This window comes from Pseudomonas japonica (genome assembly GCF_013522925.1).
GTDB lineage: Bacteria > Pseudomonadota > Gammaproteobacteria > Pseudomonadales > Pseudomonadaceae > Aquipseudomonas > Aquipseudomonas japonica_A.
In genome coordinates this window covers 127,490-151,679 of the sequence record NZ_JAAMQU010000004.1, presented here as the reverse complement: position 1 = coordinate 151,679, position 24,190 = coordinate 127,490, and the positions used below count along the sequence as shown (strand labels likewise).

Sequence of the window (24,190 nt, the reverse complement as noted above, 5' to 3'; positions counted from 1 at the left end):
TACCCTGTTATCTGGCTGGCGGCGCATCGGCTCAGGTTGCCTTCGCCAACTGCTCGAGCAGGCTTTCGATGGTATTGAAACGCTCATCCGGCCGCTCCATCGGGACCTGGAATTTAAACAGCGTAGCGCCTTCGAACTTGTAACGCTTTGGCTGGCCCTGGATCATCTTGATCAGCACCAGTGGGTCGACCGGTGTTTCGGCGGCGAACTCGATACGGCCACCCTGAGGGCCGGCGTCGATCTTCAGAATGCCGAGTTTTTCCGCATGCAGCTTGAGTAGCGTGAGGCGGATCAGGTTCTTGGTGGGCTCGGGCAACAGGCCGAAGCGGTCGATCATTTCGACCTGGAGGTCCTTGAGGCCGTCTTCGTCCATGGCCGAAGCGATGCGTTTGTATAGAATCAGGCGAGCGTGAACGTCCGGCAGGTAATCCTCGGGGATGAGCGCCGGAAGCCGCAGGTTGATCTCCGGGCCACCGCTCAATGGCTTGTCCAGGTTCGGCTGTTCGCCTTTCTGGATCGACTTCACCGCGCGCTCCAGCATCTCCATGTAGAGGGTGAAGCCCACCGCCTGGATCTGCCCGCTCTGGCCTTCGCCCAAGAGCTCGCCGGCACCGCGGATTTCCAGGTCGTTGGTGGCCAGCACAAAGCCGGCGCCCAGGTCCTGAGTATTGGCAATGGCCTCCAGGCGTTTTTCCGCGTCGGCAGTCACCTGCTGGCGCGACGGGGTAAGCAGATAGGCATAGGCCTGGTGGTGGCTACGGCCGACACGGCCGCGCAGCTGGTGCAACTGCGCCAGGCCGAACTTGTCGGCGCGCTCGATGATGATGGTGTTGGCGCTGGGCACGTCGATGCCCGTTTCGATGATGGTGGACGCCACCAGCACGTTGAACCGCTTGTGGTAGAAGTCGCTCATCACCTGCTCGAGCTCGCGCTCGCGCATCTGCCCGTGACCGATGCCGATGCGCGCCTCGGGCACCAGCTCGGCCAGTTCCGCGGCACATTTCTCGATGGTCTTCACATCGTTGTGCAGGTAGTACACCTGGCCACCGCGCAGCAGTTCGCGCAGTAACGCTTCCTTCACGGTGCTCTTGTTCTGCTCCATCACGAACGTACGTACCGACAACCGCCGGGCAGGCGGCGTGGCGATGATCGACAGGTCGCGCATGCCGGCCATGGCCATGTTCAACGTGCGCGGAATAGGTGTGGCGGTGAGCGTGAGAATGTCCACTTCGCTGCGCAGGGCCTTGAGCGCTTCCTTCTGACGCACACCAAAGCGGTGTTCCTCGTCGATGATCACCAGCCCCAGGTTTTTGATCTTCACGTCATCCTGCAGCAGCTTGTGAGTGCCGATCACGATGTCGATCTTGCCTTCGGCCAGTTCGGCAACGGCTTCGGACACTTCCTTGGCAGACTTGAACCGGCTCATCACTTCAACACGCACGGGCCAGTCGGCGAAACGGTCGCGGAAGCTGTTGTAGTGCTGTTGGGCGAGGAGGGTGGTCGGCACCAGGATTGCCACTTGGCGGCCGCCATGCACTGCGATGAACGCGGCGCGCATGGCCACTTCGGTTTTGCCGAAGCCCACGTCGCCGCACACCAGGCGGTCCATCGGCCGCGGTGCAAGCATGTCGTCGTGCACGGCCTGGATGGCCGATTGCTGGTCCGGGGTTTCCTCGAAGGGGAAGCCGGCGCTGAAGGTTTCGTAATCCAGGGCCGGATCGCTGAAGGCGTAGCCCTTGCGCGCCGCCCGGCGGGCGTAGATGTCCAGCAATTCGGCGGCCACGTCTCGTACCTGCTCGGCGGCCTTGCGCTTGGCCTTTTGCCACGCCTCGGAGCCCAGCCGGTGCAACGGAGCCAGGGCGTCATCGCTGCCGGTGTAGCGTGCGATCAGGTGCAGGTTGGCCACCGGTACGTACAGCTTGGCGTTCTCGGCGTACTCGAGGGTGAGAAATTCGGCGACCTGGTTTTCGATTTCCAATGTAGCCAGGCCCAGGTAGCGGCCCACGCCGTGGTCGATATGCACCACCGGCGCGCCTTCGCGCAGCTCGGTAAGGTTCTTGATGACCGCATCGCTGCCCACGTCGCCACGCTTGTCACGGCGGCGGCGCTGCATTACGCGTTGGCCGAACAGTGGGCTCTCGGCGATCAAGGCCAGCGCCGGATCGTCCAGCTGCAAACCATCATCCAGCGGCGCGATGGTGATCGCCAGCCGCGCCTCGCTTTCCACGAAGCCCGGCCAGCCATCGACGGTAACGGGTTTGAGCTTGAGGCGCGCGAGCATGTCCAGCAGCACTTCGCGGCGGCCCGCCGACTCGGCGGTGAACAGTACGCGGCCGGGGAACTGATCCAGGTAGCTGGCCAGCGCCGCCATCGGTTGGCTGGCCTTGGCTTCGATGGCCAGGTTAGGCAGTGGGCTGGCGGGGAAGCGTTCACGCCCGCCGCCGCTGCCCGGGTCTTCGCTGCTGGCCACCACGCGCGGCCAGGTTTTGAGCCTGGCGAAGCAGTCTTCCACGGGCATGAACAGCTCGGCGGGTGGCAACAGGGGGCGCAACGGGTCGATCCGGCGCTCCTCATAGCGGTTGCGTACGTCGTTCCAGAATTGTTCCGCAGCCTGTTCGATCCCCGGCAGCGAGAACACCTGGGTGTCCTGTGGCAGGTAGTCGAAGAGGGTGGAGGTGTTTTCGAAGAACAATGGCAGGTAGTACTCGATGCCCGCCGGAGTGATACCGCTGTTCAGGTCCTGGAAGATCGGGCTGCGGCGGAAGTCCACGTCGAAGCGCTCGCGGAAGCGCGCCTTGAAGCGGGTCACGGCTTCCTTCTGCAACGGGAATTCCCGTGCCGGCAACAAACGCACCGACTCTACCTTGTCGATGGAGCGCTGGGTTTCGGGGTCGAAGGTGCGCAGCGTTTCGATCTCGTCGTCGAACAAGTCTATCCTGTAAGGGAGCTTGCTGCCCATCGGATAGAGGTCGATCAGTGCCCCGCGCACGGTGAATTCGCCATGCTCGTACACCGTGTCCACGTAGCGATAGCCGGCCGCCTCCAGCCGCGCCCGAGTTGCCTCTACGTCCAGCGACTGGCCTACGTCCAGCACCAGGCTGCTGCCTAGCAGGAACTGCGTGGGCGCCAGCCGATGTAGGGCTGTGGTGATGGGCACTACCAAAATGCCGTGGCTCAACTCGGGCAGCCGATACAGCGCTGCAATGCGCTGGGACACGATGTCCTGGTGCGGCGAGAACAGGTCGTACGGCAGGGTTTCCCAGTCGGGGAAATGCAGCACCGGCAGGTCGGGGGCGAAGAAGCGCAGCTCCTGTTCCAGACGGTCTGCTGCCTGGCTGTCGGCCGTCAGCAGCAGGGTGAACCGCTTGGCGGTGCTGGCGGCCTCGGCGATCGCCAGGCTCAGGGCAGCGCCCGGCAGGTTGCCCCAGGTCTGTTTGACCGGCGATGCGGAACTCGCCACGGATGGTAACGGCGGAAGGCGCAGAACTGGCACGGTAGGGCAAGGCTCCAGAAACTAGGTCCGAAAGCCGGATTGTAACGGGCCAGGCAGCCGCCTGTCAGTGGCGGCACGCGTAAAAGAAAGCCTGTGCAGCCAAGAACTTAAAAGTGCTGCGGGGGTCTATGCAGCCGTGCTGACGGGTGCTCATTGCTTTGGCGCAGCGGCCGAAGTCATAATGTAGCTCCTTTTTTCTACCCCTACATGTGGAAGGTTCCCGTGAATCAGAAGCCCGACCAGTGTCTTGGTGAATGGATCGATCGTGAAGCGCTCGCCGAGGCGATGATCCCGTTGATCGGTCAGCTTTACCGCAACAATAACGTGGTGACCTCGATCTATGGCCGCAGCCTGATCAACCGTTCCGTTATTGCGATCCTCAAGGCCCATCGCTTCGCCCGCCATCGCCAGGCCGACGAAAGCGAGCTGTCGGTCCACGAGACGTTCCCGCTGCTGCAGGCCATGAGCGAGCTCAAGCTCGGCGCGGCTTCGGTAGACCTGGGCAAGCTGGCGGTGAAATTCAAGGCCGAAGGCAATGGCCGCAACGCCGAAACCTTCGTGCGTGAAGAGCTGGCCGATGTAGTGGGCAAGCAAGCCACCGAAGCCGGCCACCGCAAGGGCCAGGATGTGGTGCTGTACGGCTTTGGCCGTATCGGTCGCCTGCTGGCGCGCATCATGATCGAGAAAACCGGCGGTGGCGATGGCCTGCGCCTGCGTGCGATCGTGGTTCGCAAGGGTTCTTCCGACGACCTGAACAAGCGCGCCAGCCTGCTGCGCCGCGATTCGGTCCACGGCTCCTTCGATGGGACCATCATGGTGGACACCGAGCACAACACCCTGAACGTCAATGGCAACCTGATCCAGGTGATCTACGCCAAGGCGCCCAACGAGGTGGACTACACCCAGTACGGCATCCAGAACGCTCTGCTGGTGGACAACACCGGTGTGTGGCGTGACGCCGAGGGCCTGAGCCAGCACCTGGCCTGCCCGGGTATCGACCGTGTGATTCTCACCGCGCCTGGCAAAGGCAAGCTGAAGAACATCGTTCACGGCATCAACCACGAGTTGATCACCCCTGAAGACAAGATCGTGTCGGCCGCTTCCTGCACCACCAACGCCATCGTACCGGTGCTCAAGGCGATCAACGACAAGTTCGGCATCGCCAACGGCCACGTCGAAACCGTTCACTCGTACACCAACGACCAGAACCTGATCGACAACTTCCACAAAGGTGAACGCCGTGGCCGCAGCGCCGCGCTGAACATGGTCATCACCGAAACCGGTGCCGCCACCGCTGCCGCCAAGGCGCTGCCGGAACTGGCTGGCAAGCTCACCGGCAACGCGATCCGCGTACCTACGCCGAACGTGTCGATGGCCATCCTCAACCTGAACCTGGAGAAGTCCACCAGCCGCGAGGAAGTGAACGAGTACCTGCGCTATGTGGCGCTGCACTCGGACCTGTCCCGCCAGATCGACTTCGTGACCTCCACCGAAGTGGTCTCCACCGACTTCGTAGGCTCCCGCTACGCCGGTGTGGTCGATGCCGAAGCCACCATCTGCAACGACAACCGCGTTGTACTGTACGTCTGGTACGACAACGAATTCGGTTACAGCTGCCAGGTAATCCGTGTGATGGAAGACATGGCGGGCGTGAACCCTCCAGCGTTCCCGCACTAAGGTTTGCCTGAAACAAGAAAACCCCGGCCTGTGAAGGTCGGGGTTTTTTATTTGGCGGCTTGAACGGTGAATGTTTCGCGGAGCTCAATCCAAGGTAGGAGCCGGCACAGCCGGCGAACCCCCCGCCCCTCACTTCCTGACCACTGCCCAACTCATCACCAATGAAATAACGCTCACCGATGCCAAGGCCCCATTACCCCAGGCGCCAAGCCACCCTCCGAGCAGCGCCGTACCCGCAGCGGCCGCAGCAGCCAGCGAGGCGGCCACCCCAAGCACCGTACCACGCAAGCTTTCCTGCTCGCAGGCTAGTGCATGGCCGATAAGGGCGGTGTACGCCACACCGTAGGCCAGCGCCGCCGCAGCGGCCAGAGGTAGCGCCATCAGGCTACCCAGGCTGGCAGCCAGTAGCACACAGAGTGTTGCCAAAGCGGCAGTGGCGACCTGCGCGATACGATGGACTGGATAGCGCACCTGCAGGGCACCGGCCATCCATACGAAGGCTACGCACATGCCCACTCCAATCACGGCCAATAACGTACTGATGCTTCCCACTGCCTGGCTGTTCCTTGCAAGCATCCACGGAAGGTATTGGTAAAGCAGATTCCAGCCAATCTGCAGCCATAGCAGGGCGAGAAGCGGCCGACGCGTCGATACCGAGCTGAAGCCGTTCAGTACCTGGCGGGATAAAGAAGGACCCACCGGGTTGCTTGGGCGCGATGAGGGCGGCAGGAGCGTGGCGAGCACCATGCACACTGCGCTAAGCCCCAATGCTACAAGCAAAGGGGGTAGCAGGCTTGCGCTATGCTTATTGTCGGCCATCAAGATCCCCGCCAGCGCAGGGCCTGCGAAGAACCCGGCGGTCATGGCGAACATCACCCAGCCGATGCGTTTCATGGCCTGGCCAGGCGTTTGTACCAACATCGCCTGCGCAACCGGCACGCTGCCGGCGAAGGCACCGCCAATCAGCCTGCCGATCACTAGCAGTACAACGCTGCGTTGGCTGACTGACCATGTGCAGAGCGCATAGCCCGCCACCGAACCTGCTACGGCAATCAGCAGCGTCGGCCGCCGGCCTATACGGTCGGAAAGCGCGCCCAGCAGCGGCGCGCCCACCATCATCGCCAAGGCGTAGCCGGCCAGTAGTACGCCATAGAGCCACGTGACCGCCGCGCTAGTGAATGCAGTACCGAACAACACGCCCGCAGGGTTATCAGGGTCCAGGAGTGACGGCAGCATAGGCAGCAGCAATGCTGTGCCCAGGCCGTCAATGAAGATGATCAATAAAAGTGTGAAGGATGCCATCGCGTCACTGTGCCGCTGATGGCAACCAAGGGAAAGTGTGGTGCTTTATTCTTCCCCTTTTCCTACAAGATCGGCGCCTATGCCGCCTCTGCCATCCGCACTTGCGCATCTTTGTTGCGGAAGAGGATCAAGGTTGCAACCAACCCCATTACCGCAGCGCCGCTCAGCCACAGCCCCGGCGCGGCCTGGTTGCCCAGCGCGTGGATCAGCCAGGTGCAGGCTGCTGGGGTGAAGCCGCCGAAGGTAGCGGTGGCCAGGCTGTAGGCCAGGGAGAAGCCGGTGGTGCGGACCTCCTTGGGCATGATTTCGGTGAGCGCGACTACCATCGCACCGTTATACGAGCCATACAGGAACGACAGCCACAAGCCCACGACCAGCAAGTGGGCGAAGCTCGGCGAGCCGACCAGCCACGAGAGCAGTGGGTAGGCCGTGATGATCGCCAGTACCGTGGTGGTCACCAGCAGCGGCTTGCGCCCGATGCGATCAGATACCGCGCCCATCACGGGCAGCCAGATGAAGTTCGACAGCCCGATGCACATGGTTACCACGAGGGCGTCGAATTCGGACAGGTGTAGCTCGGCCTTGCCGAACGTGGGGGTGTACGCCGTGATCAGGTAGAACGACACGGTGGTCATCACCACCATGGCCATGCCGGCGATCACCAGGCCGAAGTTCTGGCCGATGGAAGCCAGCACCTGACGCATGGTCGGGCGATGGGTGCGCGCCTGGAACTCGGGTGTTTCCTCCAGCGAGCGGCGGATGAAGAAGATCACCGGCACGATCAGGCAGCCGATCAGGAAGGGCACGCGCCAGCCCCATTGGTTCATTTCAGCAGGGGAGAGGAATTGATGCAGAATCACACCGAGCAACCCCGCAAACACCACTGCAACCTGTTGGCTTGCGGACTGCCAACTGACGAAGAAGCCTTTTCTGCCCGGGGTCGCGATCTCGGCGAGGTACACCGATACACCGCCCAGTTCCACACCGGCCGAGAAGCCCTGCAACAGGCGCCCCACCAGCACCAGGATCGGCGCGGCTACGCCGATGCTGGCGTAGCCGGGCACCAAGGCGATCAACAAGGTGCCCATGGCCATAAGGCCGAGGGTGACGATCAGCCCCTGGCGGCGGCCATGGCGGTCGATGTAGGCGCCTAGCACGATAGCGCCGAGCGGGCGCATCAGGAAGCCGGCGCCGAAGGTTGCGAGCGACAGCATCAGTGACGCGAAGGCGCTGTCCGTAGGGAAGAAGGTGGCTGCGATGGCCGTGGCATAGAAGCCGTAGACCATAAAGTCGAACATCTCAAGGAAGTTACCGCTGACAACGCGAAAAATCGCCTTGCCCTTGCCTGTTGGAGAGGCCATGAAAGGTACCCGTTTATCGATTGGAGTGGAGGGAATCCCTGTGCTAGACGCCTGCGCAGGTTCAGTCGCGCGGCTCCGCCACGGCTGGGGCGGATTTGTAACCATATGTGTTACCAATGGACCGGGGCAAATGAAACTCGTTCGGTGGGGCCGGATAGGTAGCGTTCTGTAGTCATCGGAAAGGAAGGAGGGCAGGCATTGTTGCGAAAGCGGTAACTACAATTGTGCAGAAGCCGAGATAGCCAAGGCTGCGGCTAACGGTTAATGTTCGCGCCTTGCAGCTTGGCTAGACTGCACACCGTAGGGGTGTGAGTCCGGGCATTTCGAGCCGCAGGCAGCCCAGTGGCGCCGCGGCCTGTTCTGAAGGAGTACGCATGGCTGTCTATAACTACGACGTAGTGGTGTTGGGTTCGGGCCCAGCGGGTGAAGGCGCGGCAATGAACGCCGCCAAGGCAGGCCGCAAAGTGGCGATGGTGGATAATCGTCGGCAGGTCGGCGGCAACTGCACCCACCTGGGGACTATCCCGTCCAAGGCGCTGCGCCATTCGGTCAAGCAGATCATCCAGTTCAACACCAACGAAATGTTCCGGGTCATCGGCGAGCCTCGCTGGTTCTCATTCCCAGACGTGCTCAAGAGTGCCGAGCGGGTGATCGCCAAGCAGGTGGCTTCACGCACCAGCTACTACGCCCGCAACCGTGTTGATGTGTTTTTCGGCACCGGCAGCTTCTCGGACGAGCAAACCATTCAAGTGGTATGCGCCAACGGCGCCCAGGAAAAACTCGTCGCCAAGCAAGTGATCATCGCCACCGGCTCGCGCCCTTACCGGCCGGCGGATATCGACTTCGGCCACCCGCGCATTTATGACAGCGACACCATCCTCAGCCTCACCCACACCCCGCGCAAGCTGATCATTTACGGCGCCGGCGTGATCGGGTGCGAATACGCCTCCATTTTCAGCGGCCTCGGCGTGCTGGTCGAACTGGTAGACAACCGCCAGCAGCTGCTGAGCTTCCTGGATTCGGAAATCTCCCAGGGCCTGAGCTATCACTTCAGCAACAACAACGTGATGGTGCGCCACCAGGAAGAGTACGAACGCGTAGAGGGCGTGGACAACGGCGTGGTGCTGCACCTGAAGTCCGGCAAGAAAATCAAGGCCGACGCCTTGCTGTGGTGTAATGGCCGCACCGGCAACACTGACCGCCTGGGCCTGGAAAACATCGGCATCAAGGTAAACAGCCGCGGCCAGATCGAAGTGGACGAAGGCTATCGTACCAGCGTGCCGACCATCTATGGCGCGGGCGACGTGATCGGCTGGCCGAGCCTGGCCAGTGCAGCCTACGACCAGGGCCGCTCGGCCGCTGGCACCATCGTCGACAACGGCAGCTGGCGCTTCGTGAACGACGTGCCCACCGGCATCTATACCATTCCGGAAATCAGCTCCATCGGCCGTACCGAGCAGGAGCTGACCGCAGAAAAAGTACCGTACGAAGTAGGCAAGGCATTCTTCAAGGGCATGGCGCGCGCGCAGATTTCCAACGAGCCCGTGGGCATGTTGAAAATCCTGTTCCACCGGGAAACCCTGCAGGTGCTGGGCGTGCACTGCTTCGGTGACCAGGCGTCGGAGATCGTGCACATCGGCCAGGCCATCATGAACCAGCCGGGCGAGTTGAACACCTTGAAGTACTTCGTGAACACCACGTTCAACTACCCGACCATGGCCGAAGCCTATCGGGTAGCGGCGTACGACGGCCTGAACCGGCTTTTTTGAGCGGCTCCGGCCGGTGGCCCGAGCCGGCCGGGGCGCAAGCCTTCAGCGATTCTCGAGGGTGGCAATGGCCAAACCGGGAAAGTCTGTAATCAGGCTGTCCGCGCCGAAGTCGGCGAGCCGGCGCATCAGCGCTGGCTCGTTCACCGTCCATACCGACACGTGCAACCCTTGGCGCTGCGCCTTGAGCAGGCGCTCGGGGGTGCACAGCGTCCAGTTCAGCGCCAGGTATTGGCAACCATAGTTCTGGGCGACCTTCAGCGGGTCCAGCCAAGCGTATTCCGCCACCAACCCGCGGGAAATATCCGGTACCAACTCCGCTGCCGCGCGTAATACCTCCCGCGAGCTGGAGGTGATGGTGACCTTGTCCAGCAAGCCATGGCGCTGCGCCATTTCGCGTATCGCCAGCACGGTGGTCACTGCGCGAGTGCGCGAGGCGCTTTTCACTTCCAGTTGCCAGTGTTCGAACGGGCATTGTCCGAACAGCGTTTCCAGCCTCGGAATGGGGCAGGGGTGCAGCCACCCGGGGCCACCCTTGCGCGCGTCGATCTCCACCAGTTCGGCGGCGGTGTAATCCACTACCCGGCCACGGCGATCGGTGGTTCGCTTCAGGGTAGGGTCATGGATAGCCATCAACTCCCCGTCGCTGGAGAGGTGCAGGTCCAGTTCGCAGCGCTTCACGCCGTGTTCCAGACAAGTTTTGAAGCTGGCGAGCGTGTTTTCCGGCGCCTCGCCTTTCGCGCCGCGGTGGCCATAAATCAGGGTCACAGCTGATTTCCTTGAGAAAAAGTGTTCAGACCGCGTCCAGTGCCTGGTCGAGGGCCTGGCGACGTTCCATCGCCTGTTTTTGCAGCACATAGCGCGCCAGCAGCTGGCGCTGGGCATCGGTGCTGCCTTCGAATTCCACACCGATGGCGAAGCCGCCGTCGGGAAGCATATCGCAGTGCACCACCCGGGCCCGTAGCATCATGCCAAGGGCTTGCGGAGGGAACGCCATTTTTAGGTCCAGCCGGGTGCCTGGCGGGAAGCGGACAGGGTGTTGGAAATCCAGCCCCGCTTCGGAAATCACCACGTCTTGCGGCTCGCTCAAGGCGCCCATCAGCATTTGCGCCACAACCTGGCTCAGCAGGTCGATCCGTTTGCTCTGTGCCTTCAGAAAGCCGCTCAGGGCACGGTTGGTTTCGCCCAGCTGGCGTAGCAGGTGCTGGGATTCAAACTCGCTCAGGTGCAGCTCGCTGAGCAGGCTGAACAGCGGAGAGTCCTCCGGCGTGGCGTTGGCCGCCTCGCTCAGCGGGGTTATTTCAAGTGCGATGCGATCCTCGATACGGTAGTATTCGCGGCGCTCTACTTCATCTGGTGTCGGCATGGCGAACCCAAGTTGGCGGTTGTGGTCCGAGTGTACGGCCGCCGAAGCGGACCCGCCACACGGATGTTCCTTTCACTCCGAACAAGCACTTACATGTTCAGACCTCTTTTTGCCTTCATCGGCGCGCGCTACACCCGCGCCAGGCGTCGGAATCACTTCGTTTCATTCATATCACTGACGTCCATGACCGGTCTCGCCCTCGGCGTGATCGTAATGATCGTGGTGCTGTCGGTCATGAACGGTTTCGACCGCGAAATGCGCAACCGCGTGCTGGGCATGGTGCCCCACGCAACCATCGAGGCCGGCCAGCCCATCAGCGACTGGCAGGCACTCGCGGCCAAGGCCGATGCGTTCCCCGGTGTGGCGGCGGTAGCCCCGTTCACCCAGTTGCAGGGGTTGCTCACCAACAACGGCCAGGTGCAGAAGGTATTGCTCAACGGCATTGACCCCGCGCAGGAGTCGCAGGTTTCGATCATCGATGCTTTTTTGCGCGAGGGTAAACTCAGCGACCTGTCCAGCGGCGGCTTCGGGCTGATGATCGGCGACAAGGCCGCGGCCAAGCTGGGCGTGAAGGTGGGCGACAAGGTCACCTTCGTCGCACCTGAAGTCACCGTGACCCCGGCGGGCATGTTCCCGCGCATGAAGCGCTTCACCGTCACGGGCATCTTCCATGTGGGTGCCGGGGAAATCGACGGCTACCTGGGGTTGGCCAACCTGGAAGACCTTGGCCGCCTGCACCGCTGGAAGCCCGGGCAGGTGCAAGGCTTGCGGCTTAAGTTCGACGACCTTTTCCAGGCGCCACGCGGGGCCTATCAGCTGGCGCAGCAGCTGGGCGATGACTATTACACCCGGGACTGGACCCGCACCCACGGCAACCTGTACCAGGCCATCCGCATGGAAAAGAACATGATCGGCCTGTTGTTGTTGCTGATCGTGGCGGTGGCAGCGTTCAACATCATTTCCACGCTGGTGATGGTGGTGAACGACAAGCGCGGTGATATCGCCATTCTTCGTACCCTGGGCATGACCCCGCGGCAAGTGATGGGCGTGTTCATGGTGCAGGGCACCATCATCGGAGTGATCGGTACGCTGGTTGGCGGCGTCCTCGGGATTCTTGGCGCGCTTAACGTGAGCCGCGCAATCGCCGGGCTCGAAGGGTTGATCGGGCATAAATTCCTCAACCCTGACGTCTACTTCATTGATTACATTCCGTCGCAGCTGATGGCCGAGGACGTGTTCCTGGTGTGTGGCGCGGCGCTGGCCTTGAGTTTCCTTGCCACGTTGTACCCGGCCTGGCGCGCGGCGCGCACCCAGCCCGCGGAGGCACTACGTTATGAGTGAGTTGGGCATGAGCGAAAAAGCCGTACTGAGCTGCCGCAACCTGGGCAAGGCCTACGAGGAAGGCCCGGAGTCGGTGGTGGTGTTGTCGAACCTTGAGCTGGAGCTGCACGCCGGCGAGCGCGTGGCCATCGTGGGCACCTCCGGCTCCGGCAAGAGTACGCTGCTCAACCTGTTGGGCGGGTTGGACACGCCCAGTGAGGGCAGTGTGTGGCTGGCCGGTGAGCAGCTGTCGGCGCTGAACGAGCGTGATCGCGGCCTGCTGCGCAATCGCGCGCTGGGCTTCGTGTACCAGTTCCACCATCTGCTGGCGGAATTCACCGCGCTCGAGAACGTGTGCATGCCCCTGCTGATTGGCCGCACGCCTATCCCCGAAGCCAAGCGGCGGGCGACCGCCCTGCTGGAGCGGGTAGGCCTGGGCCACCGCCTGGCGCACAAGCCGGCGGAGCTGTCCGGCGGTGAACGTCAGCGTGTTGCCATTGCTCGTGCACTGGTCAATGAGCCTGGCCTTGTGATGCTCGATGAGCCCACAGGTAACCTGGACCAACACACGGCCCAGGGTATCCAGGACCTGATGCTGGAGCTCAGCCGCTCGCTGCGTACTGCCTTCCTGGTCGTAACCCACGATCCGGTGCTGGCACGGCAGATGGATCGCGTGCTCAAGCTGGACGAAGGCCGCCTGGTGCCTCTCTGATTCCCGGAGGCGCCCATCGCCTCCTGCCTATTTTTTACGGTGCCGCGCATGTTCAGACCCTTGCCTCTCTTTATCGGCGCTCGCTATACCCGGGCCAAGCGCCGCAATCACTTCATTTCCTTCATTTCCATGACCTCGATGATCGGGCTGGCACTCGGCGTGCTGGCGATGATCGTGGTGCTGTCGGTGATGAACGGCTTCCAACGGGAGATGAGCGCCCGAATTCTCGGGATGGTCCCTCACGCCGCCGTGGTAGGCGATACCCCGCTCAATGACTGGCGCCCGGTTGCCCAGGCCGCGCTGCGTAATCCAGAGGTGCTGGCGGCCGCCCCGTTTACCGAGCTGGACGGCATGCTGTCCTACAAAGGCGCCATGCAACCGATCCAGCTCAGCGGAGTAGACCCGGCCGAAGAAGCCAAGGTCTCCATCGTTGCCAGCCACATCACCCAAGGCAGCCTGCAGCAGCTGGTACCAGGCGAGTTCGGCGTAGTAATCGGTGATATCACCGCCAGGCGCTTCCGCCTGAACGTGGGCGACAAGATCACGCTGATCGTGCCAGAGCTGAGCAGCGCGCCGGGCGGGATCACTCCGCGCATGCAGCGGCTCAATGTGGTGGGCATTTTCCGTGTGGGCGCCGAAATCGACGGCTCGCTGGCGTTGATGCATATGGCCGACGCCGCCGAAGTGCAGAAGTGGCAGCCGGGGCAAGTGCAGAGCGTGCGCCTGAAGGTGCGTGACCTTTGGGCGGCGCCGCAAGTGGCCAAGAACATCGTTGCGGAGCTGGGGCAGGGCTATCACCCGGACGACTGGACCCACACCCAAGGCAGCCTGTTCAGCGCGATGAAAATGGAAAAGACCATGATCGGCTTGTTGTTGCTGATGATCGTGGCGGTGGCCGCCTTCAATATCATTGCCACGCTGGTAATGGTGGTGAACGAAAAGGGCGCTGACATCGCCATCCTGCGCACCATCGGCGCCACCCCGCGGCAAGTAATGGCCACCTTCATGGTGCAGGGCAGCATCATCGGGGTGGTCGGTACGTTGGTGGGCAGCGTGCTGGGCATTGTAGTGGCGCTGAACGTGAGCCAGATCGTCGGCTGGCTGGAGCGTGTCACCGGCCAGCATATCTTCACGTCGGACGTGTATTTCATCAGCAACCTGCCGTCGCAGCTGCAATGGCAGGATGTAATGCTGGTCAGCGGCGCCGGGCTGGTGCTCAGCTTCCTCGCTACGCTATACCCCGCCTGGCGGGCGTCGCAGATCGAGCCGGCCTACGCGCTTCGGTATGAGTGACCTGGAGGGTGCTCGACGCGCACCCTTTGTCACTCACCTCGAATGTACTGCTCCAGCTGCTGAATCAGGTTGGCCTGCTCGGCGATGGCTTCTTTAACGAGGTCGCCAATCGAGAGCAGGCCGACCAGCTGGCCGTCCTCGACCACGGGCAGGTGGCGCAGGTGGCTGTCAGTCATGGTGTTCATGCAAGTCTCGATGTTCTCTCCCGGGCCCACGGTGATCACCGGGGCACTCATGATCGCCCGCACGGGCGTGCCTACCGAGGAACGGCCGACCAGGATCATCTTGCGGGCGTAGTCCCGCTCGCTCACCACCCCGACCACAGCGCCGTTTTCTACCACTGGCAGCGCACCCACGTTTTTCTCCGCCATCAGCTTCAATGCGTCCAGCACCATCTGGTCCGGGCTGATGGTGAACACCTCCTGGTGTGGCTTGAGCTTCATCAGCTGGGCTACGGTCTTCATGGCTGGCCTCGGTTGTGATTGGAAGAAGGTCGCGCATCGGCCCAGCTAGCATCGTTCACGTATCGCCATCCCACAAGCGCGTGGCCCATTGAAAATACTGATCGGTGATAAGGGGCTGTCGGGTGCAGGGAAGGGTGCCGACCCGGTAGAATGGCCACCTGTTTCGTTTCAAGGTTCGCCACGATGCACCCTGCCGCCGAAGATTCACCCCTGGGCAAAGCCAGCCAATACGTTTCTACCTACACGCCGGAGTTGCTGTTTCCGATCCCGCGCGCGGCCAAATGGGCAGAGCTGGGCCTTACCGCCAGCACCCTGCCATACATGGGCGTGGATTACTGGAACTGCTACGAGCTGTCCTGGCTGTTGCCCTCGGGCAAGCCCGTGGTGGCGATCGCAGAGTTCTCCATCCCGGCGGATTCGCCCAACATCATCGAGAGCAAGTCGTTCAAGCTGTACCTGAACTCGATGAACCAGACGGTATTCGCGTCCTCGGAGGCCCTGCAGGCCTGCCTGGTGAACGACCTCTCCGCAGCGGCGGGCAAGCCGGTCGGCGTGCGCATCCAGCGCCTTGCGGACGTAGAAGGGCAGGGGATCGGTACGTTGCCAGGCGTTTGCGTGGATGACCTGGACATTTCGACCAGTGATTACAGCCACCCTCGCCCGGAACTGCTGCGCTGCGACCCTTCCAGCATCGTGGAAGAAAGCCTGCACAGCCATTTGCTTAAATCCAACTGCCCGGTTACCAGCCAGCCGGACTGGGGCAGCCTGGCGGTGAGCTATACGGGCCCGGCACTGGACCACGCAAGCTTTCTGGCCTACCTGGTGAGCTTCCGCGAGCATTCGGATTTCCATGAGCAGTGCGTGGAGCGCGTGTTCATGGACCTGCAGCGCCTGCTCAAGCCCGAGCGCCTGACCGTATTCGCGCGTTACGTGCGCCGCGGTGGGTTGGATATCAACCCCTATCGCAGTACCCACGCGCAGCACTTCGATAACGCGCGGCTGGCCCGGCAGTAGCAGGCAAGCGTCAGATGCCGATGTTGCCTAGGGTTTGCACGATGTTGCGCAAGGTGCCGGCAAGCCCCGGGTGCTTCACCTCGAAGCGCTCGGCGGCGTAGTTCACGTTGTCCACCAGGCTGTCGGCATGGGTGGCGTTCTCAAGCTCGACCCGAGCCTGAAGTTGCTGCATCAGTTCGGTGAGCTCTGCGCGCTCTTCCAGCGTGGCGGGTGGGTTACGTTCGATTTCGTCACGCAAGGCATCCAGTTGGGCTTGCAGTTCGCGGGCTGGCATAGGGTTCTCCTTTCAAGTCAGCACAGCATTGACCGCCCCGGGCCGCTAAAAAATCCCTAGCGGTGTCACAAGCTTAGGCCAGGCCTTGATCGAGTGCTCAAGGCAAGTGCCTGCGCAAGCGCGCGCTCAGCGCTTATACTGGGATCGTTTTGACGCGGGCAGGCGCCAATTGCGTTGCTCTCATTCATGAGGAATTGATTATGCGTTGCAAGGGTGTCGCCTTGTTCAGTCGTTTTGCCGGTCCCTGCCTTGTGGCGGGCCTGGCCCTGTCGCCGGCTCTCAGCCAGGCCGCCGATGAAGATCCGTGGGAGGGCGTGAATCGCGCGGTGTTCCGCTTCAACGACACGCTCGATACCTACACGCTCAAGCCGATCGCCAAGGCCTACGACACGGTTACGCCGCAGTTCCTGGAAGATGGCATCCACAATATGTTCAATAATGTGGGCGACGTCACAAACCTGGTAAATAACGTGCTGCAGGCCAAGCCGGCCGCCGCTGGGAAGGACACCGCACGGTTGATCTTCAACACCACGTTCGGGCTGTTGGGCTTCTTTGATGTGGGCACCCGCATGGGCCTGCAGCGCAGCGAGGAAGACTTCGGCCAAACGCTGGGCTATTGGGGGGTTTCCAGCGGGCCCTACGTGATGCTGCCGTTCTTCGGGCCAAGCACTGTGCGTGATGCTATCGGCAAATACCCGGACACCTACGCGCGGCCGTACCGCTACATCGACCATGTGCCTACCCGTAACACCATTCTGGGCGCGGACATCATCGATACCCGTGCAAGCCTGTTGTCGGCCGAGAAGCTGATCAATGGGGACAAGTACCTGTTCCTGCGCAACGCCTATTTGCAGAATCGCGAGTTCAAGGTCAAGGATGGGCAGGTCGAAGACGACTTTTGATCGTTCTACAAGCGAAGGGGCCATTGCGGCCCCTTCGTTCTTTCAGTTCCTGATCACGCTGAGGCCAAGCAGGCGTTCGCCATTCGGCAATTCCTCTACCCGCACTACCTCGGTCATGGCGTTATAGTCGGTGAGTTCCTGGGAGTGTGAAGGTAGGTGCACCTGCACCTTCTCGCCGGCCTGCCAGTCGCATTTGGCGCGAAGCTGTATGCCATTGCCTGAAAGGTCGTGACATATGGCCTGGATTTTCTCCCCACGCGCGGTGGCGGTGACCTCTGCATCGACGGTCATGCGAATGAAATCCCGTTTTTCGCTGTACTGCTGGTCCAGCTGGCCCATGTTCTCTTCCTTTGATGGGTACTAAAAAGCTTTCACGGTTTTATAACGCTACGTCAATTACCGTGTAAAGGGGCCGTGCGACCATCGGTGCCCGCTTGAAACGCCTGGCGGATGGGAGTACCGTCTGCGCCTTACAGGGCACCTCCAATATTTGCCGTGCAGGGTTTATTGACCTACACCGTACAGGAGGGGCCAGAAAAGAAACCAGCGATGCCGTTCTGCCCCGGCCGAGCCTCCCTGAAGCCAACCCATTTCTGGCGCCGTTTGCCCACATGCAAAACTCCAGTGCAACGCTGCTCATAATCGACGATGACGACGTAGTGCGGGCCAGCCTGGCTGCCTACCTCGAAGACAGTGGCTTCTACGTGCTGCAGGCAAGCAACGGGTTGCGAGGCCTTGAGGTGTTCGAGGAAGCGCGCCCGGACCTCGTGATCTGCGACTTGCGCATGCCCCAGCTCGGCGGCCTCGACATCATTCGTCAGATCAGCGAGCGTGGTGCTGGCGTACCGGTGATCGTGGTGTCTGGCGCGGGCGTGATGAGCGATGCCGTGGAAGCGCTACGCCTGGGTGCTGCAGACTACCTTATCAAGCCGCTGGAAGACCTGGCCGTGCTGGAGCATTCAGTGCATCGCGCGCTGGACCGTTCCCGCCTGATGCGCGAGAACCAGCGCTACCGCGAGAAGCTCGAAACTGCCAACCGGGAGCTCGAAGCCAGCCTCCACTTGCTTCAGGAAGACCAGAACGCCGGTCGCCAGGTGCAAATGAACATGCTGCCGGTGAACCCTTGGGTCACGGGCGCTTTTCGTTTCGAGCATCAGATCATTCCGTCGCTCTACCTGTCGGGCGACTTCGTCGATTGCTTCCGCGTGGACGATCGGCGGGTAGCGTTCTACCTGGCGGACGTATCAGGTCACGGCGCTTCGTCGGCATTTGTGACGGTGCTCTTGAAATTCATGACCACGCGCCTGATGTTTGAGTCCAGGCGCAACGGGCTGATGCCTGAATTCCGCCCCTCGGATGTGCTGTCGCATATCAACAAGGGCTTGATCAACTGCAAGCTGGGCAAACACGTGACCATGGTCGGCGGCGTCATCAACGAAGAAACCGGGCGATTGACGTACAGCATCGGAGGTCATCTGCCCTTGCCGGTATTCTTTACAGGCGATCAGGCGCATTATCTGGAGGGGCGTGGGTTGCCGGTTGGCCTGTTCGATGAAGCCAGTTACAGCAACCACGTGATTGAGCTGCCGGAGCGTTTCAGCCTGGCTCTCTTCTCTGATGGCATCCTGGACCTGTTGCCAGGGGAAACGCTCAGGGATAAAGAGGCCGCCTTGCCGGAAATCGTCAAGGCTGCGGGCGGGAGCCTGGATGGCTTGCGCCAGAAGTTCGGATTGGCCACCCTTGGAGAGATGCCGGACGACATCGCCATGTTGGTGCTTAGCAGGAATTTTGAATGAGTACCGGTAGAATCCAGTTTGCCGAACAGAATGGCACCTTTGTCCTCAAGTTCGTGGGGGAAGTGCGCCTGACACTATGTTCCGCCCTGGATGCAACCATCGAGCGGATTTTTTCCGCCCTGGACTTCTCGGCGATCGTGATCGACCTGACCGAAACCCGCAGCATAGACAGCACCACGCTGGGGCTGTTGGCCAAGCTGTCGATCCTGTCGCGGCAGAAGGTGGGGCTGCTGCCCACGGTGGTCACCACGCACGAAGATATCACCCGGTTGTTGGCCTCAATGGGCTTCGATCAGGTGTTCAATATCGTGGACCGGCCTATCCCGTGCCCGGAGTGTTTGACGGACCTGCCTTCTCAAGACCAATCTGAAGATGTGGTGCGGTCCAAGGTGCTCGAGGCCCACAAGATCCTCATGGGCCTGAACGACTCGAACCGCGAAGCGTTCCACGACCTCGTCAACGCCCTCGAGCGCAGCTAGCGCATAGCGCTGTATTCCCGCGACACGCAGCGAAGGTAAGACGGGGCGCTAGCCCGGGAATGGCGAAAGCTCCATTCCGGGCTAACCCAAGCCTAAGTGCTTATCAGCCTTTGTATTCGCTGATCAACTTCTCGAGCTTTTCCTGATCCCGCGCGAACTGCCGGATGCCTTCGGCCAGTTTCTCGGTGGCCATGGCGTCCTCGTTGGACAGCCAACGGAATTTCGCCTCATCCAGCTCAAGCTTGGCTTCGCCACCGGTACCCGGCTTGAGCTTGCGCTCCAGGCTGCCTTCGTCCTGCAGTAGCTTGTCGAGCAGATCCGGGCTGATGGTCAGGCGATCGCAGCCGGCCAGTTGTTCGATCTGGCTGGTATTACGGAAGCTGGCGCCCATTACTACGGTCTTGTAGTCATTGGCCTTGTAGTAGTTGTAGATGCGCGTTACGGACTGCACGCCCGGATCTTCGGCGCCGGTGTAATCGGTGTTGTTGGCCTTCTTGTACCAGTCGTAGATACGGCCCACGAACGGCGAGATCAGGAACACACCGGCATCGGCGCAGGCCGCGGCCTGAGCGAACGAGAAGAGCAGGGTGAGGTTGCACTGGATGCCTTCCTTCTCGAGCTGCTCCGCCGCGCGGATGCCTTCCCAGGTGGAGGCCAGTTTGATCAGTACACGGTCTTTGCTCACGCCGGCCTTGTCGTACAGCTCGATCAGGTGGCGAGCCTTGTTCAGCATGGCTTGGGTATCGAAGGACAGGCGCGCGTCCACCTCGGTAGAGATGCGGCCGTCAATGAATTTGAGAATTTCCCCACCCACCGCGACCGACAGCGCATCGGCCGCCACGCCCACGTCGCCGTTGGAGGCGCTGATGGTCTGTTTCAGTACTTCAGCGTAGCCAGGCAGGCTGGCGGCTTTGAGCAGAAGGGACGGGTTGGTGGTCGCATCTTGCGGTTTAAGGCGCTTGATGGCGTCCAGGTCGCCGGTATCAGCCACGATGGTGGTGAATTGTTTCAGTTGTTCCAGCTTGGAAGTCATGAGCGATCTCTGTCCTGTACGGTTTGACGACATTACTCCAGCAGCGGCGGGGCCTCAACGGCCCAGCAGCCAAAAGAATACGACCTTCGAGTGCGTGGGCGCTGCGGGGTTCCGGCTCAGCGACCTTCGAGCAAGGTGGCGGCTTGATCCAGCAGCGCCAGCGGGTCCTTCGACTTGTGGATGTCCACGGACAGCAGCTGGCGGAAGCGCCTTGCACCGGGGAAGCCCTGACCAAGCCCGAGCATATGCCGGGTGACATGGTGCATGGCACCGCCTGCGGCGATATGGGCTGCAATGTACGGGCGCATCCGTGCCAGCGCTTCGCTGCGGCTGATGGCGGGCGCTGTGGCACCGAATAGGCGCTGGTCCACGTCGGCTAATAGGTAAGGGTTATGATACGCCTCGCGGCCCAGCATCACCCCATCGAATGTTTGCAGGTGGGTCATGCAGTCTTCGAGGGTTTTGATGCCGCCATTTAGCACGATTTCCAAGGCTGGAAAATCCGCCTTCAGCCGGGTGACCACGTCGTAGCGCAGCGGCGGCACTTCGCGGTTTTCCTTCGGCGACAAGCCTTCGAGGATGGCAATGCGCGCATGCACGGTGAAGCTGGTGCAGCCCGTTTCCGCCACTTGCCCCACGAAATCGCACAGCTGCTCATAGCTGTCACGGCCGTTGATCCCGATGCGGTGCTTTACCGTGACGGGGATGCTCACCGCGTCCTGCATCGCCTTGATGCACTCCGCCACCAAGGCAGGGTGGGCCATCAGGCAGGCGCCTATCATGTTGTTCTGTACCCGATCGCTCGGACAGCCCACGTTCAGGTTCACCTCATCGTAACCCGCCGCTTCGGCCATCCGCGCACACGCGGCAAGGTCCGCCGGCACGCTGCCCCCCAGCTGCAACGCCAGTGGGTATTCCGCGGCATCATGCTGAAGGAAACGCGCTGCATCGCCGTTGAGCAACGCGCCGGTGGTGACCATTTCCGTGTACAGCAGGGCGTTTCGGGAGAGCTGACGGAGGAAGTAACGACAGTGGCGGTCTGTCCAATCCATCATGGGGGCAACAGAAAAACGCCTAAGAAAGGTGGGCGTTTTATCGGCGGTTGTGGCGGACATCGGCGTTGGAAGCTCAGAGGGGAAATGCAGGTATTCTAACATCGCGCCCCGTTGTGCAGCCATGTTAGCCGATTGAGGATTTGGTTCGATTTCTTTAAAACTCGATACAATCCGATGAAGCAATTTCCAAAGTCGCTCGATCAGCTGAGAACAGGTATTTGCCCTGTCCGGTCGGGCGGACACCATTATCTATGGATCAAACCCGGGCATCCTGCATCCTGCATCGCCAGCGCCTTCGGTTCCGGGCGAGTCAGGCACTGATTTCCTTAGTGTTCACACACAACAGGGCAATTGGACCTCACCGTCATTGACGAACAGCCATGGACAGCTGACACCGGGTGCTTCACGCATTCGCCTGGCGCCCGCTCTGCCGCACGCTTGGCATTCCCTCACTCGCACACAGATACGCCAGCCGCTGCGGTCGACCGGCTCTCCTCCGAGCAGTGACGTGGAGCTTGCCATAAGAGCATTTTCCGAAGGAGGTTACCCAGGTTCAGCAGGGCGCCGAGGTTATCGACCTTTCCGTCATCAATGCGCTGTAGGTTGAGCGCGAATTCAATGCGGCGCCGTTGCGAAAGGACAGCGTCAGGTTTCCCGCAGGCTATCCATGTCCCAGGCCTCATGGATACGAAGCGTACTCTCCGGCTCAGCACACTGGCATGTCGGGGCTAGTATGAATGAATGGCAACCTCCAAGCGATAAAGCTGCTAACTTGGGCAGTGAATGTAGAGGTACCTATCAAACTATCAGTATGACAATTCTGTTAGTCCAGGCTAGGGTGAAATGCAAATGTCCTTTGGCTATTGTGATGAATACATTACTTGGCTGTACCAACGAAAACACCCCTGTTGTCGCAATAGGCCAGCCGCAAGCACGGTTCGCTTATTCACCTTTTGGTTACTGCCGGGAGCCGCCCGGCCTAAGCGGCCACAATGGGGAGCTGCGTGAGGGGATCCTCTCGACCTACGCCTTGGGTAATGGTTACCGGCATTTCAGCCCAACGCTTCAGAGTTTTTATCGTGCGGACAATCTATCGCCATTCACCGTATTGAATAGCTATGCTTTTTGCGCTGGCGATCCTGTCAATTGGTCAGACCCGTCCGGCCATATGCCGCTTTCCGCATTGGCGAAGGCAAAGGCGATAATGAAGGCCCGACGCCGTATCGGGCTATTTAAGATGGAGGTTGCGGAGGTAGACAAGAGAACGCTTGGCGGTGTCCAGGTAAAATTTGAAGAAAACATACGGTCCCGTGCGATCAATCTGCTTCACCGCTATTTGGGGGTACATCGGCCAGAAATAGAGGCGTTTAACTTAGAGAAGTTTTTGTATCAAGCGACTTCTCCCAAGTTGCAGGCTGAAAACCTGGAGCATGGTGTGAGGCTCCATCGTAAATTTGTACATAGTATAAATATTTTAAAAAAAGATCCTGTATTAAGAAATGAATATATGGATCCATTGAAAAAGATCTACATTAAGCGGCGATCCAGATTCCGGGATGGCGATACCTACGCTTTCGATATGTATACAGGTCGCCCACCGCAGATTCCTCGGCGATGAAACGCATTCTTTTCGGGCGGGCGCCGCGAGGATAAGTCGGATGAAGAAGGCCTTGGAACAGGCGTTTTCAGGGCGCCGGGTAGGCAGCGTCTGCAGGGACCCACGTAAGAAAGAAAAAGGACGCAACGCCGGTATATGCCGCACAGATCCGCATAAAGAAAAGCGGTGCGACAGTTTATCGAGAATGCAAAACCTTGATCGTTTGCAGGCTGCCAACGGATAGGTCGCACGTCGGGAGCTAGAGCCCGTCACCCGACTAGCTGCTAGCTCGTCAGCTCAAAGCATGAAAATGATACCCTGAGCATTCCAGGGCCATAGGAGGGTAGACGCCGCAATGCGCAATCGCGGGATGTCTATCGAACGGATAATGAAAACCTGCAACGAGCCTATTGCGGAGCAGACCCTAAATGTTAGGGAGGTGTATCAAGTGCTGAAGGATGTTGCCCTCGGTACGCGCACCATGAGGCGAGTGGGTAGCCAAGCTAGGGATAAGAAGTACGCGAGCTGTCTCGAAATCGACGTAGATGGCTGGAGGCTCTCGATCTACTACGGCTGCGATACCCTGGATCACTGTCAGTCCTGCGTGGCGCCAGACGGGCGCCGCTGGGAGTTCGATAGCAGCCAACGCTTCGGTACTGATCCCATGGAGCTAATGTCGACCTGGGAGCTCGCAACATTCGAGCGACTTTTGAAAGGGCTGTAGGACGCAGACTACCGCATCACGTGAGCATCTCGACCTCAAAGACCCAATCCAACCTTCATGCAACAGCGTTCAGTGCGCGGTCAGCGCCGTCCTGTGCGACGGTGTTAAGGCTGCGATCCGAGCCGTCCTGTGCAACGGTGTTAAGGCTGCGATCCGAGCCGTCCTGGGCGACGGTGTTAAGGCTGCGATCCGAGCCGCCCTGTGCAACGGTATTGAGGCTGCGATCCGAACCATCCTGCACGACGGTTTGTGGGGTGCGTTCGGCGCCGTCCCGCGCTATCAGGGTGTCGGCGTGGACAACTTGGAGGCTGCTGGAGATGCCGGCAACGAGGATGAACGCGAGGGCTGCAAATTGGTTTTTCATGGTGTGTTCTCCGTAATCTAGAAAGTGTTTTTGTCTACGGGGTCAGTGTCTCTCTGAAAGGAGGTGACGAGAACTTGATAGGAACGATGGTGGGAATCGATCCGGTTGATGGCAGCTACGTCCTGATATTCGTGAGCTATCATCGGCCGCAACCCGGCTAACCGGAGACGCACGCTTAAGGCCCAGCTCTGACGAGGG

General features: G+C 60.8%; 22 protein-coding genes. 11 read left to right on the top strand and 11 right to left on the bottom strand.

Features of this window, described 5'->3' with window-relative positions; translation table 11 throughout:
• Positions 1–31: 31 nt before the first annotated feature.
• The gene (gene mfd, locus G7016_RS07790) at positions 32–3,493 is read right to left on the bottom strand and encodes a transcription-repair coupling factor (RefSeq protein ID WP_181112471.1); all 3,462 of its coding nucleotides are present in this window, start codon (positions 3,491–3,493) and stop codon (positions 32–34) included.
• A 207-nt stretch (positions 3,494–3,700) separates the two neighbouring features.
• Between mfd and G7016_RS07785 the strand changes: the two genes are divergently transcribed.
• The gene (locus tag G7016_RS07785) at positions 3,701–5,170 is read left to right on the top strand and encodes a glyceraldehyde-3-phosphate dehydrogenase (protein WP_181112469.1); all 1,470 of its coding nucleotides are present in this window, start codon (positions 3,701–3,703) and stop codon (positions 5,168–5,170) included.
• A gap of 129 nt (positions 5,171–5,299) precedes the next feature.
• On the opposite strand, the gene G7016_RS07780 is transcribed toward G7016_RS07785, so the two are convergent.
• Together G7016_RS07780 and G7016_RS07775 are read right to left on the bottom strand one after the other, a co-directional pair.
• Complete coding sequence (locus tag G7016_RS07780; RefSeq protein WP_181112467.1) at positions 5,300–6,472, bottom strand: MFS transporter; 1,173 nt, start codon at positions 6,470–6,472, stop codon at positions 5,300–5,302.
• A gap of 77 nt (positions 6,473–6,549) precedes the next feature.
• Entirely contained in the window at positions 6,550–7,833 is a 1,284-nt protein-coding gene (locus tag G7016_RS07775) for an MFS transporter (protein WP_181112465.1), read from the bottom strand.
• 374 nt (positions 7,834–8,207) lie between these two features.
• Between G7016_RS07775 and sthA the strand changes: the two genes are divergently transcribed.
• Positions 8,208–9,602, top strand: coding sequence for a Si-specific NAD(P)(+) transhydrogenase (gene sthA / locus G7016_RS07770; protein WP_181112463.1), 1,395 nt, complete (start codon positions 8,208–8,210; stop codon positions 9,600–9,602).
• A 42-nt stretch (positions 9,603–9,644) separates the two neighbouring features.
• Here the strand turns inward: sthA and G7016_RS07765 are convergent, their stop codons facing one another.
• Together G7016_RS07765 and G7016_RS07760 are read right to left on the bottom strand one after the other, a co-directional pair.
• Positions 9,645–10,367, bottom strand: coding sequence for a glycerophosphodiester phosphodiesterase (locus G7016_RS07765; protein WP_181112461.1), 723 nt, complete (start codon positions 10,365–10,367; stop codon positions 9,645–9,647).
• 25 nt (positions 10,368–10,392) lie between these two features.
• Positions 10,393–10,965 carry a PilZ domain-containing protein gene (locus G7016_RS07760; RefSeq protein ID WP_181112459.1) on the bottom strand — a complete coding sequence of 191 codons (573 nt, stop codon included), beginning with the start codon at positions 10,963–10,965 and terminating at the stop codon, positions 10,393–10,395.
• Positions 10,966–11,058: 93 nt separating this feature from the next.
• Here G7016_RS07760 and G7016_RS07755 point away from each other — a divergent pair, with 93 nt between their 5' ends.
• The 3 genes from G7016_RS07755 to G7016_RS07745 are packed head-to-tail and all read left to right on the top strand — an operon-like array spanning position 11,059 to position 14,290.
• Positions 11,059–12,306: a lipoprotein-releasing ABC transporter permease subunit gene (locus G7016_RS07755; RefSeq protein WP_181112457.1), complete on the top strand. Its 1,248-nt coding sequence runs from the start codon at positions 11,059–11,061 to the stop codon at positions 12,304–12,306.
• A 7-nt stretch (positions 12,307–12,313) separates the two neighbouring features.
• The gene (lolD, locus tag G7016_RS07750) at positions 12,314–12,997 is read left to right on the top strand and encodes a lipoprotein-releasing ABC transporter ATP-binding protein LolD (RefSeq protein WP_181112455.1); all 684 of its coding nucleotides are present in this window, start codon (positions 12,314–12,316) and stop codon (positions 12,995–12,997) included.
• A gap of 48 nt (positions 12,998–13,045) precedes the next feature.
• Positions 13,046–14,290: a lipoprotein-releasing ABC transporter permease subunit gene (locus G7016_RS07745; RefSeq protein ID WP_181112453.1), complete on the top strand. Its 1,245-nt coding sequence runs from the start codon at positions 13,046–13,048 to the stop codon at positions 14,288–14,290.
• Between the two features lie 29 nt (positions 14,291–14,319).
• On the opposite strand, the gene G7016_RS07740 is transcribed toward G7016_RS07745, so the two are convergent.
• Positions 14,320–14,754, bottom strand: coding sequence for a CBS domain-containing protein (locus tag G7016_RS07740; protein ID WP_181112451.1), 435 nt, complete (start codon positions 14,752–14,754; stop codon positions 14,320–14,322).
• A gap of 183 nt (positions 14,755–14,937) precedes the next feature.
• Between G7016_RS07740 and queF the strand changes: the two genes are divergently transcribed.
• Positions 14,938–15,768, top strand: a complete 831-nt coding sequence (queF, locus tag G7016_RS07735; RefSeq protein WP_181112449.1) for an NADPH-dependent 7-cyano-7-deazaguanine reductase QueF — start codon at positions 14,938–14,940, stop codon at positions 15,766–15,768.
• A gap of 10 nt (positions 15,769–15,778) precedes the next feature.
• On the opposite strand, the gene G7016_RS07730 is transcribed toward queF, so the two are convergent.
• On the bottom strand, positions 15,779–16,042 hold the full coding sequence (locus G7016_RS07730; RefSeq protein WP_181112447.1) for a DUF4404 family protein: 264 nt from the start codon (positions 16,040–16,042) through the stop codon (positions 15,779–15,781).
• Positions 16,043–16,242: 200 nt separating this feature from the next.
• Here G7016_RS07730 and G7016_RS07725 point away from each other — a divergent pair, with 200 nt between their 5' ends.
• Positions 16,243–16,944 carry an MlaA family lipoprotein gene (locus G7016_RS07725; RefSeq protein WP_181112445.1) on the top strand — a complete coding sequence of 234 codons (702 nt, stop codon included), beginning with the start codon at positions 16,243–16,245 and terminating at the stop codon, positions 16,942–16,944.
• A 42-nt stretch (positions 16,945–16,986) separates the two neighbouring features.
• On the opposite strand, the gene G7016_RS07720 is transcribed toward G7016_RS07725, so the two are convergent.
• Entirely contained in the window at positions 16,987–17,283 is a 297-nt protein-coding gene (locus G7016_RS07720; protein WP_181112443.1) for a PilZ domain-containing protein, read from the bottom strand.
• A gap of 272 nt (positions 17,284–17,555) precedes the next feature.
• On the opposite strand from G7016_RS07720, the gene rssB reads away from it, so the two are divergent.
• Positions 17,556–18,740, top strand: coding sequence for a two-component system response regulator RssB (gene rssB, locus G7016_RS07715; RefSeq protein WP_181112441.1), 1,185 nt, complete (start codon positions 17,556–17,558; stop codon positions 18,738–18,740).
• Positions 18,737–19,219 carry an anti-sigma factor antagonist RssC gene (gene rssC, locus G7016_RS07710; RefSeq protein ID WP_181112439.1) on the top strand — a complete coding sequence of 161 codons (483 nt, stop codon included), beginning with the start codon at positions 18,737–18,739 and terminating at the stop codon, positions 19,217–19,219. Before rssB ends, rssC begins: the two co-directional genes overlap by 4 nt.
• A 103-nt stretch (positions 19,220–19,322) precedes the next feature.
• Here the strand turns inward: rssC and tal are convergent, their stop codons facing one another.
• Positions 19,323–20,252, bottom strand: a complete 930-nt coding sequence (gene tal, locus G7016_RS07705) for a transaldolase (RefSeq protein ID WP_181112437.1) — start codon at positions 20,250–20,252, stop codon at positions 19,323–19,325.
• Positions 20,253–20,368: 116 nt separating this feature from the next.
• Positions 20,369–21,367, bottom strand: a complete 999-nt coding sequence (dusA, locus tag G7016_RS07700) for a tRNA dihydrouridine(20/20a) synthase DusA (protein WP_181112435.1) — start codon at positions 21,365–21,367, stop codon at positions 20,369–20,371.
• Positions 21,368–22,175: 808 nt separating this feature from the next.
• On the opposite strand from dusA, the gene G7016_RS07695 reads away from it, so the two are divergent.
• Both G7016_RS07695 and G7016_RS25790 read left to right on the top strand, forming a co-directional pair.
• Positions 22,176–22,925 (top strand): RHS repeat-associated core domain-containing protein, encoded by a 750-nt coding sequence (locus tag G7016_RS07695; RefSeq protein ID WP_181112433.1) that lies wholly within the window; start codon positions 22,176–22,178, stop codon positions 22,923–22,925.
• 334 nt (positions 22,926–23,259) lie between these two features.
• Complete coding sequence (locus G7016_RS25790; protein WP_445674589.1) at positions 23,260–23,628, top strand: DUF7693 family protein; 369 nt, start codon at positions 23,260–23,262, stop codon at positions 23,626–23,628.
• Positions 23,629–23,683: 55 nt separating this feature from the next.
• Here G7016_RS25790 and G7016_RS07690 read toward each other — a convergent pair whose 3' ends face one another.
• Positions 23,684–23,992: a hypothetical protein gene (locus G7016_RS07690; protein WP_181112431.1), complete on the bottom strand. Its 309-nt coding sequence runs from the start codon at positions 23,990–23,992 to the stop codon at positions 23,684–23,686.
• Between the last annotated feature and the right edge of the window lie 198 nt (positions 23,993–24,190).

Bases quoted from the DNA above. Each gene is read 5' to 3' on its own strand.
- G7016_RS07730 (WP_181112447.1), bottom strand. From the start codon at position 16,042: ATGCCAGCCCGCGAACTGCAAGCCCAACTGGATGCCTTGCGTGACGAA.
- G7016_RS07780 (WP_181112467.1), bottom strand. From the start codon at position 6,472: ATGGCATCCTTCACACTTTTATTGATCATCTTCATTGACGGCCTGGGC.
- G7016_RS07690 (WP_181112431.1), bottom strand. From the start codon at position 23,992: ATGAAAAACCAATTTGCAGCCCTCGCGTTCATCCTCGTTGCCGGCATC.
- G7016_RS07720 (WP_181112443.1), bottom strand. From the start codon at position 17,283: ATGGGCCAGCTGGACCAGCAGTACAGCGAAAAACGGGATTTCATTCGC.
- G7016_RS07785 (WP_181112469.1), top strand. From the start codon at position 3,701: ATGTGGAAGGTTCCCGTGAATCAGAAGCCCGACCAGTGTCTTGGTGAA.
- G7016_RS07740 (WP_181112451.1), bottom strand. From the start codon at position 14,754: ATGAAGACCGTAGCCCAGCTGATGAAGCTCAAGCCACACCAGGAGGTG.
- tal (WP_181112437.1), bottom strand. From the start codon at position 20,252: ATGACTTCCAAGCTGGAACAACTGAAACAATTCACCACCATCGTGGCT.
- G7016_RS25790 (WP_445674589.1), top strand. From the start codon at position 23,260: ATGCGCAATCGCGGGATGTCTATCGAACGGATAATGAAAACCTGCAAC.
- dusA (WP_181112435.1), bottom strand. From the start codon at position 21,367: ATGTCCGCCACAACCGCCGATAAAACGCCCACCTTTCTTAGGCGTTTT.
- G7016_RS07760 (WP_181112459.1), bottom strand. From the start codon at position 10,965: ATGCCGACACCAGATGAAGTAGAGCGCCGCGAATACTACCGTATCGAG.
- G7016_RS07695 (WP_181112433.1), top strand. From the start codon at position 22,176: ATGAATACATTACTTGGCTGTACCAACGAAAACACCCCTGTTGTCGCA.
- lolD (WP_181112455.1), top strand. From the start codon at position 12,314: ATGAGCGAAAAAGCCGTACTGAGCTGCCGCAACCTGGGCAAGGCCTAC.
- G7016_RS07775 (WP_181112465.1), bottom strand. From the start codon at position 7,833: ATGGCCTCTCCAACAGGCAAGGGCAAGGCGATTTTTCGCGTTGTCAGC.
- G7016_RS07755 (WP_181112457.1), top strand. From the start codon at position 11,059: ATGTTCAGACCTCTTTTTGCCTTCATCGGCGCGCGCTACACCCGCGCC.
- G7016_RS07745 (WP_181112453.1), top strand. From the start codon at position 13,046: ATGTTCAGACCCTTGCCTCTCTTTATCGGCGCTCGCTATACCCGGGCC.
- G7016_RS07725 (WP_181112445.1), top strand. From the start codon at position 16,243: ATGCGTTGCAAGGGTGTCGCCTTGTTCAGTCGTTTTGCCGGTCCCTGC.
- rssB (WP_181112441.1), top strand. From the start codon at position 17,556: ATGCAAAACTCCAGTGCAACGCTGCTCATAATCGACGATGACGACGTA.
- sthA (WP_181112463.1), top strand. From the start codon at position 8,208: ATGGCTGTCTATAACTACGACGTAGTGGTGTTGGGTTCGGGCCCAGCG.
- rssC (WP_181112439.1), top strand. From the start codon at position 18,737: ATGAGTACCGGTAGAATCCAGTTTGCCGAACAGAATGGCACCTTTGTC.
- queF (WP_181112449.1), top strand. From the start codon at position 14,938: ATGCACCCTGCCGCCGAAGATTCACCCCTGGGCAAAGCCAGCCAATAC.